Annotated in this window: 16 protein-coding genes; 11 read left to right on the top strand and 5 right to left on the bottom strand. The window is 68.8% G+C overall.

Annotation, left to right across the window (positions count from 1 at the left end; genetic code table 11):
- Nucleotides 1-11: 11 nt before the first annotated feature.
- On the top strand, nucleotides 12-1,436 hold the full coding sequence (locus tag ABZ459_RS24065) for a CCA tRNA nucleotidyltransferase (RefSeq protein ID WP_357974010.1): 1,425 nt from the start codon (nucleotides 12-14) through the stop codon (nucleotides 1,434-1,436).
- Here ABZ459_RS24065 and ABZ459_RS24060 read toward each other — a convergent pair.
- Nucleotides 1,416-2,705 (bottom strand): MFS transporter, encoded by a 1,290-nt coding sequence (locus ABZ459_RS24060; RefSeq protein WP_357974007.1) that lies wholly within the window; start codon nucleotides 2,703-2,705, stop codon nucleotides 1,416-1,418. The genes ABZ459_RS24065 and ABZ459_RS24060 overlap by 21 nt on opposite strands.
- A gap of 95 nt (nucleotides 2,706-2,800) precedes the next feature.
- Between ABZ459_RS24060 and idi the strand changes: the two genes are divergently transcribed.
- Nucleotides 2,801-3,385, top strand: a complete 585-nt coding sequence (gene idi, locus ABZ459_RS24055) for an isopentenyl-diphosphate Delta-isomerase (RefSeq protein ID WP_357974004.1) — start codon at nucleotides 2,801-2,803, stop codon at nucleotides 3,383-3,385.
- 25 nt (nucleotides 3,386-3,410) lie between these two features.
- On the opposite strand, the gene ABZ459_RS24050 is transcribed toward idi, so the two are convergent.
- Together ABZ459_RS24050 and ABZ459_RS24045 are read right to left on the bottom strand one after the other, a co-directional pair.
- Entirely contained in the window at nucleotides 3,411-4,490 is a 1,080-nt protein-coding gene (locus ABZ459_RS24050; RefSeq protein ID WP_357974001.1) for an inositol-3-phosphate synthase, read from the bottom strand.
- Between the two features lie 13 nt (nucleotides 4,491-4,503).
- Nucleotides 4,504-5,088 carry a PadR family transcriptional regulator gene (locus tag ABZ459_RS24045; RefSeq protein ID WP_125640646.1) on the bottom strand — a complete coding sequence of 195 codons (585 nt, stop codon included), beginning with the start codon at nucleotides 5,086-5,088 and terminating at the stop codon, nucleotides 4,504-4,506.
- A gap of 133 nt (nucleotides 5,089-5,221) precedes the next feature.
- On the opposite strand from ABZ459_RS24045, the gene ABZ459_RS24040 reads away from it, so the two are divergent.
- The 4 genes from ABZ459_RS24040 (at nucleotide 5,222) to ABZ459_RS24025 (ending at nucleotide 10,682) form a co-directional block, all read left to right on the top strand.
- Complete coding sequence (locus ABZ459_RS24040) at nucleotides 5,222-5,608, top strand: DUF5318 family protein (RefSeq protein ID WP_352322948.1); 387 nt, start codon at nucleotides 5,222-5,224, stop codon at nucleotides 5,606-5,608.
- 231 nt (nucleotides 5,609-5,839) lie between these two features.
- Nucleotides 5,840-8,308 carry a transglycosylase domain-containing protein gene (locus tag ABZ459_RS24035; RefSeq protein WP_357973997.1) on the top strand — a complete coding sequence of 823 codons (2,469 nt, stop codon included), beginning with the start codon at nucleotides 5,840-5,842 and terminating at the stop codon, nucleotides 8,306-8,308.
- Nucleotides 8,305-9,621 (top strand): glycosyltransferase 87 family protein, encoded by a 1,317-nt coding sequence (locus ABZ459_RS24030; RefSeq protein ID WP_357973994.1) that lies wholly within the window; start codon nucleotides 8,305-8,307, stop codon nucleotides 9,619-9,621. The genes ABZ459_RS24035 and ABZ459_RS24030 overlap by 4 nt, the downstream gene beginning before the upstream one ends.
- Nucleotides 9,618-10,682: a mannosyltransferase family protein gene (locus ABZ459_RS24025; RefSeq protein ID WP_357973991.1), complete on the top strand. Its 1,065-nt coding sequence runs from the start codon at nucleotides 9,618-9,620 to the stop codon at nucleotides 10,680-10,682. The genes ABZ459_RS24030 and ABZ459_RS24025 overlap by 4 nt, the downstream gene beginning before the upstream one ends.
- Nucleotides 10,683-10,757: 75 nt before the next feature.
- Here the strand turns inward: ABZ459_RS24025 and ABZ459_RS24020 are convergent, their stop codons facing one another.
- The gene (locus ABZ459_RS24020; RefSeq protein ID WP_357973988.1) at nucleotides 10,758-11,501 is read right to left on the bottom strand and encodes a deoxyribonuclease IV; all 744 of its coding nucleotides are present in this window, start codon (nucleotides 11,499-11,501) and stop codon (nucleotides 10,758-10,760) included.
- A gap of 76 nt (nucleotides 11,502-11,577) precedes the next feature.
- Between ABZ459_RS24020 and ABZ459_RS24015 the strand changes: the two genes are divergently transcribed.
- Entirely contained in the window at nucleotides 11,578-11,757 is a 180-nt protein-coding gene (locus tag ABZ459_RS24015; RefSeq protein ID WP_357973985.1) for a hypothetical protein, read from the top strand.
- A 58-nt stretch (nucleotides 11,758-11,815) separates the two neighbouring features.
- Here the strand turns inward: ABZ459_RS24015 and ABZ459_RS24010 are convergent, their stop codons facing one another.
- Nucleotides 11,816-12,133 carry a hypothetical protein gene (locus ABZ459_RS24010; RefSeq protein ID WP_357973982.1) on the bottom strand — a complete coding sequence of 106 codons (318 nt, stop codon included), beginning with the start codon at nucleotides 12,131-12,133 and terminating at the stop codon, nucleotides 11,816-11,818.
- Between the two features lie 192 nt (nucleotides 12,134-12,325).
- On the opposite strand from ABZ459_RS24010, the gene rpsF reads away from it, so the two are divergent.
- The 4 genes from rpsF to rplI all read left to right on the top strand — a co-directional run bounded on the left by rpsF (nucleotide 12,326) and on the right by rplI (nucleotide 14,089).
- Nucleotides 12,326-12,616, top strand: a complete 291-nt coding sequence (gene rpsF / locus ABZ459_RS24005; RefSeq protein WP_026214314.1) for a 30S ribosomal protein S6 — start codon at nucleotides 12,326-12,328, stop codon at nucleotides 12,614-12,616.
- Between the two features lie 148 nt (nucleotides 12,617-12,764).
- Nucleotides 12,765-13,328 (top strand): single-stranded DNA-binding protein, encoded by a 564-nt coding sequence (locus tag ABZ459_RS24000; protein WP_357973979.1) that lies wholly within the window; start codon nucleotides 12,765-12,767, stop codon nucleotides 13,326-13,328.
- A 63-nt stretch (nucleotides 13,329-13,391) separates the two neighbouring features.
- Nucleotides 13,392-13,628, top strand: coding sequence for a 30S ribosomal protein S18 (gene rpsR / locus ABZ459_RS23995; protein WP_020543048.1), 237 nt, complete (start codon nucleotides 13,392-13,394; stop codon nucleotides 13,626-13,628).
- Between the two features lie 14 nt (nucleotides 13,629-13,642).
- On the top strand, nucleotides 13,643-14,089 hold the full coding sequence (rplI, locus tag ABZ459_RS23990; protein WP_352322940.1) for a 50S ribosomal protein L9: 447 nt from the start codon (nucleotides 13,643-13,645) through the stop codon (nucleotides 14,087-14,089).
- The last annotated feature ends 149 nt before the right edge of the window (nucleotides 14,090-14,238 follow it).

The following is a 14,238-nucleotide window of genomic DNA, read 5'->3' as shown; positions in this document are numbered from 1 at the left end:
CCGACTCAACAATGACCGAAAGCCAGCAGCGGGCGATGCACGACCTGTTCCGCAAGATCGCACCGGTGGCCGACGAGCTCGGCCGCCTGTTCGCCGACCACGGCCACGAGCTGGCCCTCGTCGGCGGGCCCGTGCGCGACATCCTGCTGGGCCGCGTCGGCAACGACCTCGACCTGACCACCGACGCCAACCCCCACAGGGTGCTCGACGTCGTCAGGGACTGGGCCGACTCCGTGTGGACGATCGGCATCGACTTCGGCACCGTCGGCCTGCGCAAGGGCAACTGGCTGATCGAGATCACCACGTACCGGAGCGAGTCCTACGACCCCAAGTCGCGCAAGCCCGAGGTCGCCTACGGCGAGACGCTGGAGGCCGACCTGGAGCGGCGCGACTTCGCGGTCAACGCGATGGCGGTGCGCCTGCCCGGCCACGAGTTCGTCGACCCCTACGGCGGTCTCGACGACCTGCGCGCCAAGCGGCTGCGCACGCCCGGCACCCCCGAGCGTTCGTTCGCCGACGACCCGCTGCGCATGCTCAGGGCCGCCCGGTTCGCCTCCCAGCTCGGCTTCGGCGTCGACCGGGCCGCCCTGGCGGCGATGACCGCGATGGCCGAGCGCATCGAGATCGTCTCGGCAGAGCGCATCCGCGACGAGCTCGACAAGCTGCTCTGCGGCGCCAACCCGCGCGAGGGCCTGCGCCTGCTGGTGGAGACGGGCCTGGCCGCGCACGTGCTGCCCGAGCTGCCCAAGCTGCGCCTGGAGATCGACGAGCACCACCGGCACAAAGACGTCTACGAGCACAGCCTGACCGTCCTCGACCAGGCCATCGCCCAGGAGGAGGACGGCAAGCCCGACCGGATCCTGCGCTGGGCCGCGATCATGCACGACATCGGCAAGCCCAAGACCCGGCGCCACGAGGCCGGCGGGCGGGTGTCGTTCCACCACCACGAGGTCGTCGGCGCGCAGATGACCAAGAAGCGCATGACCGAGCTGAGGTTCCCCAAGGACGTCGTGGCCGACGTCTCCCAGCTGGTCGAGCTCCACCTGCGCTTCCACGGCTACGGCACGGGGGAGTGGACCGACAGCGCCGTGCGCCGCTACGTGCGCGACGCCGGCCACCTGCTCGGCCGCCTGCACAAGCTGACCAGGGCCGACTGCACCACCCGCAACAAGCGCAAGGCGGCGGCGCTGTCGCGCACCTACGACCAGCTCGAAGAGCGCATCGCCCGGCTCGCCGAGGAGGAGGAGCTGGCCAAGATGCGGCCCGAGCTCGACGGCAACGAGATCCAGGCCGTCCTCGGCGTGGGCCCTGGGCCCGTGGTTGGCCAGGCGTACAAGTTCCTGCTCGACCTCAGGCTGGACAAGGGCGTGCTCGGCAAGGAGGCGGCCACCCAGGCGCTGCTCGACTGGGCGAGGTCACACGGCCTGGGAGCGTGACGACGACGTCGTGACCATCCGGTAGGCCAGCCCCGCGAGGGGGTAGCCGACCGTGATGATCACGACGGCCAGGTACGACTTGCCGTTGGGCGGCAGGATCGCGGCCGAGAGCGCGGCGGCCAGCACGTACATGCCGTTGAAGAGCATGTCGTAGAGCGAGAAGGCACGGCCGAGGTAGGCGTCCTCGACGTCGCGCTGGACGGTCGTGTCGGCGCAGATCTTGACGCTCTGCCCGGCCACGCCCAGCACGAAGCCGGCGATCGGCAGCCCCCACGTCTGGAACGGCAGGACGAGCGCGCCCGCCAGCACGCCGGCCGAGGACAGCGCGATGACCACCCAGAGGCCGATCCCGAACCGCTCGGTCGCGTACGGGGTGATGATCACCGCGAGGAAGTAGCCGAAGCCGGAGGCGGCCACCACCAGGCCGATGCCGCGCAGGGCGGCGTCGGGATCGCCGTCGGTGAAGTAGTAGCGGTACAGGATGATGCCGAGGGCGGTGGCCATGCCGTACAGGAAGCGGTGGGCGGCCATCGCGCCCATGGTCGCGGCGGCGTCGCGGCGATGCGCCAGGTGGCGGGCGCCGTCGACCAGGCCCGCGACCACGTTGCGCAGGGCCTCGCGGGCCTGGGGTTGATCGGGGTCGTAGGACGGCCCGAGCAGCGCGCGGTCCATCGTGCGGGCGACCAGGGCGCTCAGCCCGAACATCACGCCGGACACGACCAGCAGCAGCCCGATGCCCCGGTCGCTGTCGCCGAACACCTCGCGCAGCAGGAACCCGACGCCCACGCCGACGAACGTGACCACGGTGCCGCAGGTCGGCGTCACCGCGTTGGCCGCCATCAGCCGGTCGGACGGCACCACGTGCGGCAGCGAGGCGCCGAGCGCGGCCAGGAAGAACCGGTTGACCCCGAGCACGCCGAGCGCGGCCGTGTAGAAGACGGGGTCGGGCACGTCGGAGGCGACCAGCGCCGCCGCGACCAGCAGCAGCCCACCGCGCACGAACGGCGCGACGACCAGGATCTGCCGCCGCGACCACCGGTCGATGAACACCCCGACGAACGGCCCGAGCACGCTGTACGGCAGGAACAGCACGGCCAGGCCGGCGGCCACCGCCAGGGCGGTCGTCTGCTTCTCCGGGCTGAAGAAGGCGAAGTTCGTGACGCCGAACTGGAAGATCCCGTCGGAGAACTGGGAGACCAGCCGCGTGCTGAACAGCCGTCGGAAGTCACGGCCCTGGAGGACGACGCGGAGATCGGCGACGAATGACACCCCGTCAGCCTAGCCGGGCGCACCGCGGCATAGGATGCGCCGGAGGTGGCCGGGCGGGTTCCGAACGCGCATGACGATCTCGTACGCTTCAAAGCGTGACCACTGAGGAACACGTTGTGCTGGTCGACCGCGAGGGGCACGCGCTCGGCACCGCGCCCAAGACGTCGGTGCACGGCCGGGAGACCCCGCTCCATCTAGCCTTCTCCAGCTACGTCTTCGACCCCGAAGGCCGCGTGCTGCTCACCAGGCGGGCCAGCCACAAGATCACCTGGCCCGGCGTCTGGACCAACAGCTGCTGCGGCCACCCGCTGCCGGGCGAGCCGCTCGGCCGGGCGGTCATCCGCAGGCTCTCCTACGAGCTGGGCCTGCACGCCGGCGGCGCCGATCTCATGCTGCCCGGCTTCTCCTACCGCGCCGTCATGGGCAACGGCATCGTCGAGCACGAGCTGTGCCCGGTCTACCGCGTCACGGTCGACGCCCCGGTGGCGCCCAACCCCGACGAGGTGGGGGAGGTGCGCTGGATGCCGTGGAAGGAGTTCGCCGAGGGCGTGCGCAGCGGCCTGCTGGCGATCTCGCCGTGGTGCAGGGAGCAGGTGCCGCTGCTCAGCGAGCTGGGCGCCGACCCGATGACCTGGCGTCCGGCCCCCGACGACGAACTGCCCCCCGCCGCGCGCGGCTGAGCCGCGGCCGCGAGGGGCCCACAGGTCAGCGCTCGACCTCACCCTTGATGAACTTCTCGACGTACTCGCGGGCCTCGTCGTCGGAGTACTGCTCCGGCGGCGACTTCATGAAGTACGACGACGCCGACAGGATCGGGCCGCCGATGCCCCGGTCGAGGGCGATCTTGGCCGCGCGCACGGCGTCGATGATGATGCCGGCCGAGTTGGGGGAGTCCCAGACCTCCAGCTTGTACTCCAGGTTCAGCGGGGTGTCGCCGAACGAGCGGCCCTCCAGGCGCACGTACGCCCACTTGCGGTCGTCGAGCCACGGCACGTGGTCCGACGGGCCGATGTGCACGTCGGCCTTGCCCATCTCGTGCGGGATCTGCGAGGTGACCGACTGCGTCTTGGAGATCTTCTTCGACTGGAGCCGGCTGCGCTCCAGCATGTTCATGAAGTCCATGTTGCCGCCGAAGTTGAGCTGGTACGTGCGCAGCAGCTCGACACCGCGGTCCTCGAACAGCTTGGCCAGCACGCGGTGCGTGATGGTGGCGCCGACCTGCGACTTGATGTCGTCGCCGACGATCGGCACCCCGGCCTCGGTGAACTTCTCGGCCCACTCGGGGTCGGAGGCGATGAAGACCGGCAGCGCGTTGACGAACGCCACCTTGGCGTCGATGGCGCACTGCGCGTAGAAGCGGTCGGCCTCCTCCGAGCCCACCGGCAGGTACGACACCAGCACGTCGACCTGGTTGTCGCGGAGCACCTTGACCACGTCGACGGGTTCCTCGTCGGACTCCTCGATGATCTCGCGGTAGAACTCGCCCAGACCGTCGAAGGTGTGGCCGCGCAGTACGGTCACCCCGGTCGGCGGCACATCCGTGATCTTCACGGTGTTGTTCTCGCTGGCGACGATCGCCTCGGAAAGGTCGCGGCCGACCTTCTTGGCGTCCACGTCGAAGGCGGCGACGAACTCGACGTCACCCACGTGGTACTCACCGAACTTCACGTGCATCAGGCCCGGCACTCGCGCGGCCGGGTCCGCATCCTTGTAGTAGTGGACGCCCTGGACCAGCGAAGACGCGCAGTTGCCGACACCGACAATGGCCACGCGAACCGAACCCATCGCACTCGCTCCCTTACTCATCAGTTGACGTGGTATCTCTCTCGGGCCCTTCCGAGGCCCGCCGCTCCGTGGCGATCAGCTCGTTCAGCCAACGCACCTCGCGTTCGACCGACTCGAGCCCATGGCGCTGCAGCTCGAGCGTGTAGCTGTCGAGCCGCTCCCTGGTACGGGCCAGCGCCGTGCGCACGCTGTCGAGGCGCTCCTCCAGGCGGCTGCGGCGGCCTTCGAGGATGCGCAGGCGCACCTCGGCCTCCGTGTGCCTGAAGAAGGCGAAGTGCACACCGAAGCTCTCGTCCTCCCAGGCTGACGGGCCGGCCTGGGTCAGCAGCTCCTGGAGGCGTTCCTTGCCCTCCGCGGTGAGCTTGTAGACGATTTTCGACCGGCCGCCGACCATCGTGGCGGGAGCGGGCTGCTCCTCCACGATGAGGCCCTGGGCCAGTAGTGATCGCAGACAGGGGTACAGCGATCCATAGGAGAACGCACGGAACATGCCCAACAGGGCGTTGAGCCGTTTGCGCAGCTCATAGCCGTGTAGCGGCTGTTCGTGCAGCGACCCGAGCACGGCTAGCTCCAGAACTCTGCCTTGTCCGCTGGCCACTGGAACCGCCCCCTCTCGCGTCGATGTATCGAGTCGATACATCCAGAGGATACGTCGATTCGCTATAAGGCCGCAATCAAAGGATTTGCCAAGCCGTTGGGATGATTCGGTAAAACGCCGTAGTCTGGCGCTCATGTGGTCACAGCGGAGGGTGGTGGACTACGGCCTCGCCAAGCGGGCAGCGGTCCGTTCCCTGGAGGTGGGCCGTGCCTCGCGCGGGGACCTCTGTGACGCACAGCCGTACCTCCTTCGCGCGGCCCGCGTGTTCGGCGAACCGACCGAACGTCTCTGCCCGGTGTGCGAGAGGGAGAACGTCACCAACGTGACCTATGTCTTCGGCGATTCGCTGGGACGGCATGCCGGTCAGGCAAAGGCCACGTCAGAGCTTGTCGAAATGGCCCATGATTACGATGAGTTCCGGGTGTACGTCGTCGAGGTCTGCCAAGGTTGTTCCTGGAACCACCTGACGGTCTCGTTCGTCCTCGGCAACGGACCGCCAGACCTCGTCGGCCAACCGTGAACACCGAGGGCGGCGAGTCACCTCACGCCCATACGCCGTTTTTATCCGACGACGATGCGAGGACGTGTGAGTAACAGCATGAATGAGGGGACGGCCCGCCCGGGAAGGCGCCGTCGCTCCAACTCATCCCGTTCTGTGCCCCCAGGTTCTCCTCCCCAAACCGGCGATTCCGATTGGGGTGCTTCGCAGCAGCAGCGTCGTCCTGAAGCCGCGTACGAGCAGACGGGTGCGATGTCCGCGCAGCCGTACGGCGACCCCGCCTCCGGGCCGCAGCCCCAGAACGGGGCGCCCCAGGGGCGCGAGGAGCCGATGCCGCGCAGCCGCTCCCGGGCGCGGCAGGACACGCGGTCGATGAGCAACCAGGAGACGATGGTCAGCGACGCGCCGCCCAGGCGCTCGCGCCGGGCGAGCGGGCAGGGCGAGCCGCCCGAGCCGCCCGGCCCGCCGGGCAGGAAGCGCAGCGGCTGGCGCCGGTTCGTGCCGAGCTGGAAGATCGTCGTGGCCAGCGTGGTCGTGCTGGCGGCCGGCATCTTCGGCATGATCATGGTCGCGTACAACCTCACGCCGGTGCCCGAGGGCACGCAGGCGTCGGCGGTGGCGCAGCAGAGCACGCTCTACTACCGCAACGGCAAGGTCCTCGCCAAGCTCGGCGTGCCCCGGCAGACCGTCACCATCGACAAGATGGCGGAAACGGTCAAGGACGCCACGGTCGCCATCGAGAACAAGACGTTCTACGAGGACTCCGGCGTCTCCATCTCGGGCATGGCCCGTTCGGTGTGGATGACCGCGACCGGCCAGCAGCTCCAGGGCGCCTCGACCATCACCCAGCAGATGGCCCGCGGCTACTACGACGGCCTCAGCCAGGAGGTCTCCGTCAAGCGCAAGCTCAAGGAGATCTTCGTCGCGGTCAAGCTCAACCAGACGCTGAGCAAGGAAGACATCCTCGCCCGCTACCTCAACACCGTGAACTTCGGCCTCGCATACGGTGTCGAGGCCGCCTCGCAGGCGTACTTCGGCAAGAGCGTGCACGCCAAGGACCTGACCCCCGAGCAGGGCGCCTACCTGGCCGCCCGCATCCAGCGCCCGAGCTGGGGCCCCGACGACCCCGGCCTGCGCGAACGGTGGAGCACGACCATCAAGTACATGGCCGAGCAGTGGCCCCAGAAGTACGGCGACCTGCCGGCGAAGGCCAAGTTCCCCAAGGTCTACAAGGGCGAGATCAAGGAAGTTTACGCGGGCCTGCGCGGCTACATGATCACGCAGGTGCTGGAGGAGCTGAAGCAGCGCAAGCTCACCCCTGACATGGTCAGGAGCGGCGGCTACCAGATCACCTCGACCTTCGACGAGAAGCTCATGAAGGCCGCCAAGACGGCGGTCGAGGCCACGACGGCGAACATGTCGAAGGAGTTCCACGCCGGTCTGGCCGCCGTCGACCCGCGGAACGGCCGAGTCCTGGCCTTCTACGGCGGCTCGAACTTCATCACCGACCCGTTCAACGAGCCCTTCGACGCCGAGAAGCAGGCCGCGTCCGCGTTCAAGCCGTACGTGCTGGCGGCCTGGCTGCAGGCCGGCTACTCGCTCAAGAGCTACGTGCCGGGCAACCAGACCGTGCCGAAGGTCATCCCCGGCCAGCAGGACGGCGGCTTCCGCAACAGCCACAACGTCGGCCAGGCCGTCGACGTGGTCAAGGCCACGGCCGAGTCGGTCAACACCGCGTACGTGTCGATGGCGTACAAGCTGCCCGGGAAGCTCGACGAGGTGAAGGAGCTCGTGGAGAACGCCGGGTTCGACAAGGGGCGCATGGACCAGGACGTCAAGGACCACCAGTTCCAGTTCGCCATCGGCAGCGCCCTGGTGACGCCGGTCGAGCAGGCCGCCGGGTACTCGATCTTCGCCAACGGCGGCAAGTACACCAAGTACCACGTGGTCCAGGACGTCAAGCTCAACGGCCAGGTCGTCTACCCCGAGCAGCGGACCTCGTCCAGGGTCATCGACGCGGAGGTGGCCGCCGACGCGACGACCGCCATGCAGGAGGTGCTGAGGAGCGGCACCGCCCGTGGCCAGGGGCTCGGCAACCGGCCCGCGGCCGGCAAGACCGGCACCAACAACAACGAGAAGGAAGCCTGGTTCGTCGGTTACACGCCGCAGATCTCCACTGCTGTGGGGTTCTACCGCGAGCAGTGCGTGACCAAGACCCGCAAGGTCGTTCAGCCCCGGCACTCCAACTGTCCCGTCGTCCCCAACGAGAAGAAGCCGAGCAAGAAGTACGGCCCGAACAACCCGTACACCACGGCCGTGGAGGCCCCGCTCGGCTTCGAGGGCGCCGGCCCGCCCACCGCGACCTGGCGGCGCTTCATGCTCGCCGCGCACGAGGGCAAGCCGATCGAGCAGTTCCCGCAGAAGGCCGACATCGGCCTGCCGGAGAACATCGTGGAGCGCCCGACGCCGACGCCGACGCCGACCGCCACGAACCCGTTCGACGACGGCGGGGACAACCCCTTCGACGACGGCAGCGAGCAGAACTGCCTGGTCGCGCCGTGCAACGACGACAGCGGTGACGTCACCGACGACTCGCAGGGCGACACCGGCATCCCCGAGGCCGACGACCACGGCATCCTGAGCGGCGGCGGAGGCGGCAAGGTGCCCGACTCCCGGCCGACGGGAACCTCGCAGATGAGCGCCCGACACGAGGAGTGGTGACCACGACCGAGGCACGCGTCCCGCTGGCGGCGCGTGCCGTGCCGTACCTGCCCCTGGGGCTGATCGCCGCTCTGGGGGCCGTGCTCGGCTACGTCGTGCGGCTGCCGTGCCGGACCGGCGGATGGAACGACCAGGTCCAGACGTACACGAACTTCTGTTACACCGACATCTACCCGCTGTACTTCGACCGGCAGCTGGCGACCCAGAACCCGTACTTCGCCGACGTGCCGTTCGACAAGCAGGTCGAGTACCCCGTGGTGCTCGGCGAGGTGATGCAGGTCATCGCCTGGATCTCGCGGAAGCTGGAGCTCGACCAGGTCGCGCAGGCCGTCCGGTTCTACGACCTGACGGTCCTGCTGCTCGGCATCTGCCTGGTGGCCGGCGTCCTGCTGATGGCGGCGGTGGCCGGGCCCACCCGCCGGTGGGACGCCTTGTGGTACGCGATCTCGCCCGCCGTGATCCTGGCCGCGTACATCAACTGGGACCTGGTCGCCGGCGCGCTGTCGATGGGCATGCTGCTGGCCTGGGCGCGCAGGCGGCAGGTGCTCGCGGGCGTGCTGCTCGGGCTGGCGATCGCGACCAAGTTCTACCCGCTGATGTTCCTCGGCGCGCTGTTCCTGCTCACGCTGCGGACCGCGCGCTGGCGGCCGTTCCTGGTGACGCTGGGGTCGGCCGCGGCGGCCTGGCTCGTGGTGAACGTGCCCTTCATGGTCTTCGCCTGGGACGGCTGGCGCCGGTTCTACGTCTTCTCCCAGGAACGCGGCATCGACTGGGGCTCGCCGTGGCTGTTCTTCCAGCGCAAGGGCTGGGGGATCCTGGGCGAGGGCGACGTCAGCACGCTCGGCATGGTGACGCTCGCCGTGCTCTGCCTGGGCATCGCCGTGCTCGCGCTCACCGCGCCGCGCCGGCCCCGGCTGGCGCAGCTCTGCTTCCTCGCCCTGGCCGCGTTCATGATGACGAACAAGGTGTGGTCGCCGCAGTTCGTGTTGTGGCTGGTGCCGTTCGCGGTGCTGGCCAGGCCCAGGTGGAAGCCGCTGGCGTTGTGGCAGCTCGCCGAGGTCTGGTACTTCGCGGCGATCTGGCTCTACCTGCTCGCCCAGTCCCCGCTCAGCAGGGACGACCTGGGCATCGGGGACGACACCTACTTCACCGCCGTCTGGGGACGGGTCATCACCATCGGCATCATGATGGCGTTCGTCGTCCGTGACATCCTGCGTCCTGAACGGGACGTGGTGCGCCAGGCCGGCGTCGACGACCAGGCAGGCGGGGTGTTCGACGACGCCCCCGACCGGTTCGTGCTGAAGACAAGATGATCACCCGCTCGGCCGCTCGGGACGCGCTGCTGCTGTGGCTCGGATCGCGGGCCGGGCTCCTGCTGTCGACGCTGCTCGGCCTGACCCTGGCCGAGTACGCCGGCAAGTGGCGTCAATGGGACGCCGGCCTGTTCGTCACGATCGCCCAGTACGGGTACGACGGCGAACCGGGCAAACCACGCGACGACGGCCTGCCCGCGTTCTTCCCCGGCCTGCCGGTCGTGCTGCGGGCGCTGCATCTCGTGGTGCCCGACTGGGCGATCTGCGGATTGCTGATCTCGCTGGCCGCCGGGGCGGTGGCGATGGTCGCGCTGGCCAGGCTGGCCGAGTTCGAGGGCGCGACCGGCTGGATGGCGGTGCTGGCGCTGCTGCTGTTCCCGATGGCCGTGTTCCTGTCGGCGGGCTACAGCGAGTCGCTGTTCCTGGCCTTCGCGATCCCCGCGTGGCTGGCCGCCCGGCTCGGACGCTGGCCGCAGGCCGTCCTGCTGGCGGCGGGGGCGTCGTGCGTGCGGATCACCGGCTTGTTCCTGGCGGTCGCGCTGGTGGTGGAGTTCGTCAGGAGCAGGGAGTCGTGGCGGCGGGCCGGATGGCTGGCGGTGCCGTTCCTTCCGCTGGCGGCGTACTCCTTCTACCACTACCGGCGGTCGGGCGACTGGCTGGCGTGGAAGCACGCCCAGGAGGCCGGCTGGGGACGCGACTTCGTCTGGCCCTGGGAGGCGTGGCGCACGACGTGGAACTCGGCCATGGGCACCGACGACTTCGCGGTGGCCTTCCGCATGGAGATCGCCGGGGCCGTGCTGGCGGTGGGCGTGCTGGTGTGGCTGCTGGCGCTGCGCAGGTGGAGCGAGGCCGTCTACTGCGGGTTGCAGGCGGCGGCGCTGATGACCTCGGCGTACTACCTGTCGATCCCGCGTTCGCTGTTGTTGTGGTTCCCGCTGTGGATCCTGGTCGCCAAGGTGGCGACCAGGAAGCCCTGGGTGATCGTGCTGTACGCGATGATCTGCGGGCCGCTCATGTACCTGAACGCGGCCCGCTTCCTCACGGGCGCCTGGGCGGGCTGAAGTCTCTACCCGTTTCTTCGCCTCGGTAATCCAGGGAAGTTATCCACAGGCTGTGTGTTTTCGGTCGGGAGACGTTCAGAGGTTCTTGCGCAGGAACGCGATGTCGTCGGCCTGGCCCTCGCCCGGCGTCTCCACCACGACCGGGGCGCCCGCCGCGCGGCAGACCGCCAGGATCAGCTCGGGGTCGATCTTCCCCTGGCCCAGGTTGGCGTGCCGGTCGGCGCCGGAGTCGAAGTCGTCGCGCGAGTCGTTGCAGTGGACGAGGTCGATGCGACCGGTGATCGCCTTGACCCGCTCGACCAGGTCGACCAGCTCCTCGCCGCCCGCGTGCGCGTGACAGGTGTCGAGACAGAAGCCCACGTCGAAGCCGTCGAGCGCGTCCCACAGACGGGCGATGCGCTCCAGCTTGCGGGCCATGGCGTTGCCGCCGCCCGCGGTGTTCTCGATGAGCACGGGGATCGGGCACTCCATGCGCTCGAACACCTTGCGCCAGTTGTCGAAGCCCACCTGCGGGTCGTCGCTCTTGTTGACGTGGCCGCCGTGCACGACCAGGCCCTTGGCGCCGAGCCCCGCGGCCGCCTTGAGGTGCTGTTCGAGCAGCTTGCGGCTGGGGATCCTGATGCGGTTGTTCGTCGTGGCGACGTTGATCAGGTAAGGGGCGTGGATGTAGACGTCGACGCCCTCGACCGGCTTGTCCGGCAGCACCGGTTTGGCGTAGCCCTGCGGGTCGCCGAGGAAGAACTGCACGACCTCCGCCCCGACCCGTTCGGCGTGAGCGGCGGGGTCGTCCTGGTCGACGTGAGCTCCGATACGCACCATGTCAAGGAGCTTATCCGTTTGGCGGAACCGCCTCCGGGAAGACGCCCGGCACCCCCTACCCCCGAGGAGAGCGCACATGACACGCTGGCGGCTGCGGGCGCTGATCTTATTGGTCTACGTGATCGTCGGAATCTACGTCGCCTGGATCTACGACTACATCACCCCGGGTCTCCTCCGGGACGTCGCCGAGGCTCTGCTCGCGGTGTTCCTCTGGTTCCTGGTGCTGCTCGGCATCGACCTGCACATCGGCAGGTGAGTCACATATACCCGACGGCCCCGGCGTCACCGGGGCCGTTCGCCGTGTGCGGGGCCCGTCAAGGGTGGGGCAGGAAGCCGCCGTGGGCGATGCCGAGCACGGCCCCCACGAACGAGGCCACCAGGCCCACGATGTTGACCGAGCGCTGCGGCGTGGTCACCGAGATGTACTGCGAGTAGAGGCCGGTCCCGAAACCGAGCGTGCCGATCCAGGACGAGATCACGTGGGCGGCGGGGAAGAACGCGGCGACGAATGCCACGAGCCCGCACACCAGTGTCGCGACCGCCAGGCCGTTCTCCACCGGGTGAGAGCGTCCGTCGGTGTTGAGCGTGAGCTTGAACCGCTCCCTCTCTGAGGGATGAAGCACATGTGGCACAGCCGCCACCCCCTTGGGTTTCCTACAGGCCTTCCCACCTACTCGTGGCTGGTAACCTGGGCAGCGCTGCGTTGTGATGGGTGACCCATCGCCCCGGGGCGCCGAAATGGGGCGCCGCGGCCTGACGTCAGCGTCCTCCTGTCACGGCAGAGTGTCGTGACCGCAAAAGTCCAGAGGAGGTTGGAGTCCCGCATGCGTCGTTACGAAGTAATGGTCATTCTGGACCCTTCGCTCGATGAGCGCACTGTCGCGCCGTCCCTCGACCAGTTCCTCACCGTGGTCCGCAACGACGGCGGCACCGTGGAGAAGGTCGACGTCTGGGGCCGTCGCCGTCTCGCCTACGACATCGACAAGAAGTCGGAAGGCATCTACGCCGTCATCGACCTGTCCGCGGAGCCCGCGACGGTCAAGGAGCTCGACCGCCAGATGAACCTCAACGAGGGCATCCTGCGCACCAAGGTCCTGCGCCCGGACGTGCACTAGCCACAAGAAAGCCGCGAAGCGGGCCGCCCCTCCGGGAGGCGGCTCAACGAGCGGGTTTCTTGTTGACGACCACCGGCTTTTTGTCGGAGAGCACCCGTACTCTGAGCCGTAACCCAAGCGAAGGCGTGCAGGAAGGCGAGCGCTAGCCATGGCAGCAGGCGACACCGTAATCACCATCGTCGGCAACCTTGTCGACGACCCGGAGCTGCGCTTCACCCCGACGGGTCAAGCGGTGGCTCGATTCCGCATCGCGTCCACTCCGCGGTTCATGGATCGCCAGACCAACGAGTGGAAGGATGGCGAAAGCCTCTTCCTGACCTGCAACGTGTGGCGGCAGGCGGCTGAGAACGCCGCCGAGAGCCTCCAGCGCGGCATGCGGGTCATCGTGCAGGGGCGGCTCAAGCAACGGTCTTACGAGACCAAGGAAGGCGAGAAGCGCACGGTCTATGAGGTCGAGGTCGACGAGGTCGGCCCGTCCCTGCGCAACGCCACGGCCAAGGTCAACCGCACCACCCGTCAGGGTGGCGGCGGTGGCGGCGGCTTCGGCGGCGGTCCCGCCGACGACCCGTGGGCCTCTGCCTCGCCCGCCCCGCCCCAGGGCGGCGGCTACCAGGGCGGCGGCGGTGGCGGCGGCTTCGGTGGTGGCGGCGGCGGCAACCAGGGCGGCGGCTTCGGCGGCGGCAACGACTTCAGCGACGAACCGCCTTTCTAACACCTGTCCACAAGCCCGAGTCCATTCCCGCCCGAAAAGCGGGGCTCTGAGAGGAGCACCACGATGGCTAAGCCGGCACTGCGCAAGCCCAAGAAGAAGGTTTGCCTGTTCTGCCACGACAAGATCTCATACGTCGACTACAAGGACACGGCGCTGCTGCGGAAGTTCATCTCCGACCGCGGCAAGATCCGTGCGCGCCGGGTGACGGGCAACTGCACCCAGCACCAGCGCGACGTGGCGACCGCGATCAAGAACGCCCGTGAGGTGGCTCTGCTGCCTTACACGAGCACCGCGCGCTAAGGAGGTCTGTCGACATGAAGCTCATCCTCACCAACGAGGTCTCCGGCCTCGGCGCCCCTGGCGACGTCGTCGAGGTCAAGGACGGCTACGGCCGTAACTACCTCATCCCGCGCGGCTACGCCATGCGCTGGACGCGTGGCGCCGAGCGCCAGATCGAGACCATCAAGAAGGCTCGCGACGCTCGCGAGATCCGCGACCTCGGCACCGCCAAGGAGGTCGCCGGCCAGCTCGGCGCCCTGCGCGTGCGGCTGTCCACCCGCGCGGGCGAGTCGGGCCGGCTGTTCGGCTCGATCACCACGGGCGACATCGCCGACGCCGTCAAGGCCGCCGGTGGCCCGATCCTCGACCGCCGTCGCATCGAGATCCGCAACCCGATCAAGAGCGTCGGGTCGCACAAGATCACCGTCAAGCTCCACCCCGAGGTTTCGGCGTCCGTCGACGTCGACGTCGTGGCCGGCTGACGAGCTCTGATCAAGCCCCCCTCCGCCAGGAGGGGGGCTTTTTCGCGTTCCGGGCCCGTTGCCCGGCCTCGCGTGGTTGTGGCCGGTTCGGGGGCCGGGCGCCTTCACGGGTGTGCCGCCGCGACGCGTTCCCCCGCGGCACCGGCTGG

It is taken from the genome of Nonomuraea sp. NPDC005692, from assembly GCF_040631115.1.
Taxonomy (GTDB): Bacteria; Actinomycetota; Actinomycetes; order Streptosporangiales; family Streptosporangiaceae; genus Nonomuraea.
The sequence above is the reverse complement of the archived record's forward strand: the minus strand, read 5'-3'. Positions and strand labels throughout refer to the sequence as shown.

Excerpts from the sequence above, each read along its gene's own strand:
- ABZ459_RS24065 (WP_357974010.1), top strand. The coding sequence starts at position 12 with ATGACCGAAAGCCAGCAGCGGGCGATGCACGACCTGTTCCGCAAGATC.
- ABZ459_RS24050 (WP_357974001.1), bottom strand. The coding sequence starts at position 4,490 with ATGGGTTCGGTTCGCGTGGCCATTGTCGGTGTCGGCAACTGCGCGTCT.
- ABZ459_RS24040 (WP_352322948.1), top strand. The coding sequence starts at position 5,222 with ATGTGGTCACAGCGGAGGGTGGTGGACTACGGCCTCGCCAAGCGGGCA.
- ABZ459_RS24035 (WP_357973997.1), top strand. The coding sequence starts at position 5,840 with ATGTCCGCGCAGCCGTACGGCGACCCCGCCTCCGGGCCGCAGCCCCAG.
- ABZ459_RS24025 (WP_357973991.1), top strand. The coding sequence starts at position 9,618 with ATGATCACCCGCTCGGCCGCTCGGGACGCGCTGCTGCTGTGGCTCGGA.
- ABZ459_RS24020 (WP_357973988.1), bottom strand. The coding sequence starts at position 11,501 with ATGGTGCGTATCGGAGCTCACGTCGACCAGGACGACCCCGCCGCTCAC.
- ABZ459_RS24015 (WP_357973985.1), top strand. The coding sequence starts at position 11,578 with ATGACACGCTGGCGGCTGCGGGCGCTGATCTTATTGGTCTACGTGATC.
- rpsF (WP_026214314.1), top strand. The coding sequence starts at position 12,326 with ATGCGTCGTTACGAAGTAATGGTCATTCTGGACCCTTCGCTCGATGAG.
- ABZ459_RS24000 (WP_357973979.1), top strand. The coding sequence starts at position 12,765 with ATGGCAGCAGGCGACACCGTAATCACCATCGTCGGCAACCTTGTCGAC.
- rpsR (WP_020543048.1), top strand. The coding sequence starts at position 13,392 with ATGGCTAAGCCGGCACTGCGCAAGCCCAAGAAGAAGGTTTGCCTGTTC.
- rplI (WP_352322940.1), top strand. The coding sequence starts at position 13,643 with ATGAAGCTCATCCTCACCAACGAGGTCTCCGGCCTCGGCGCCCCTGGC.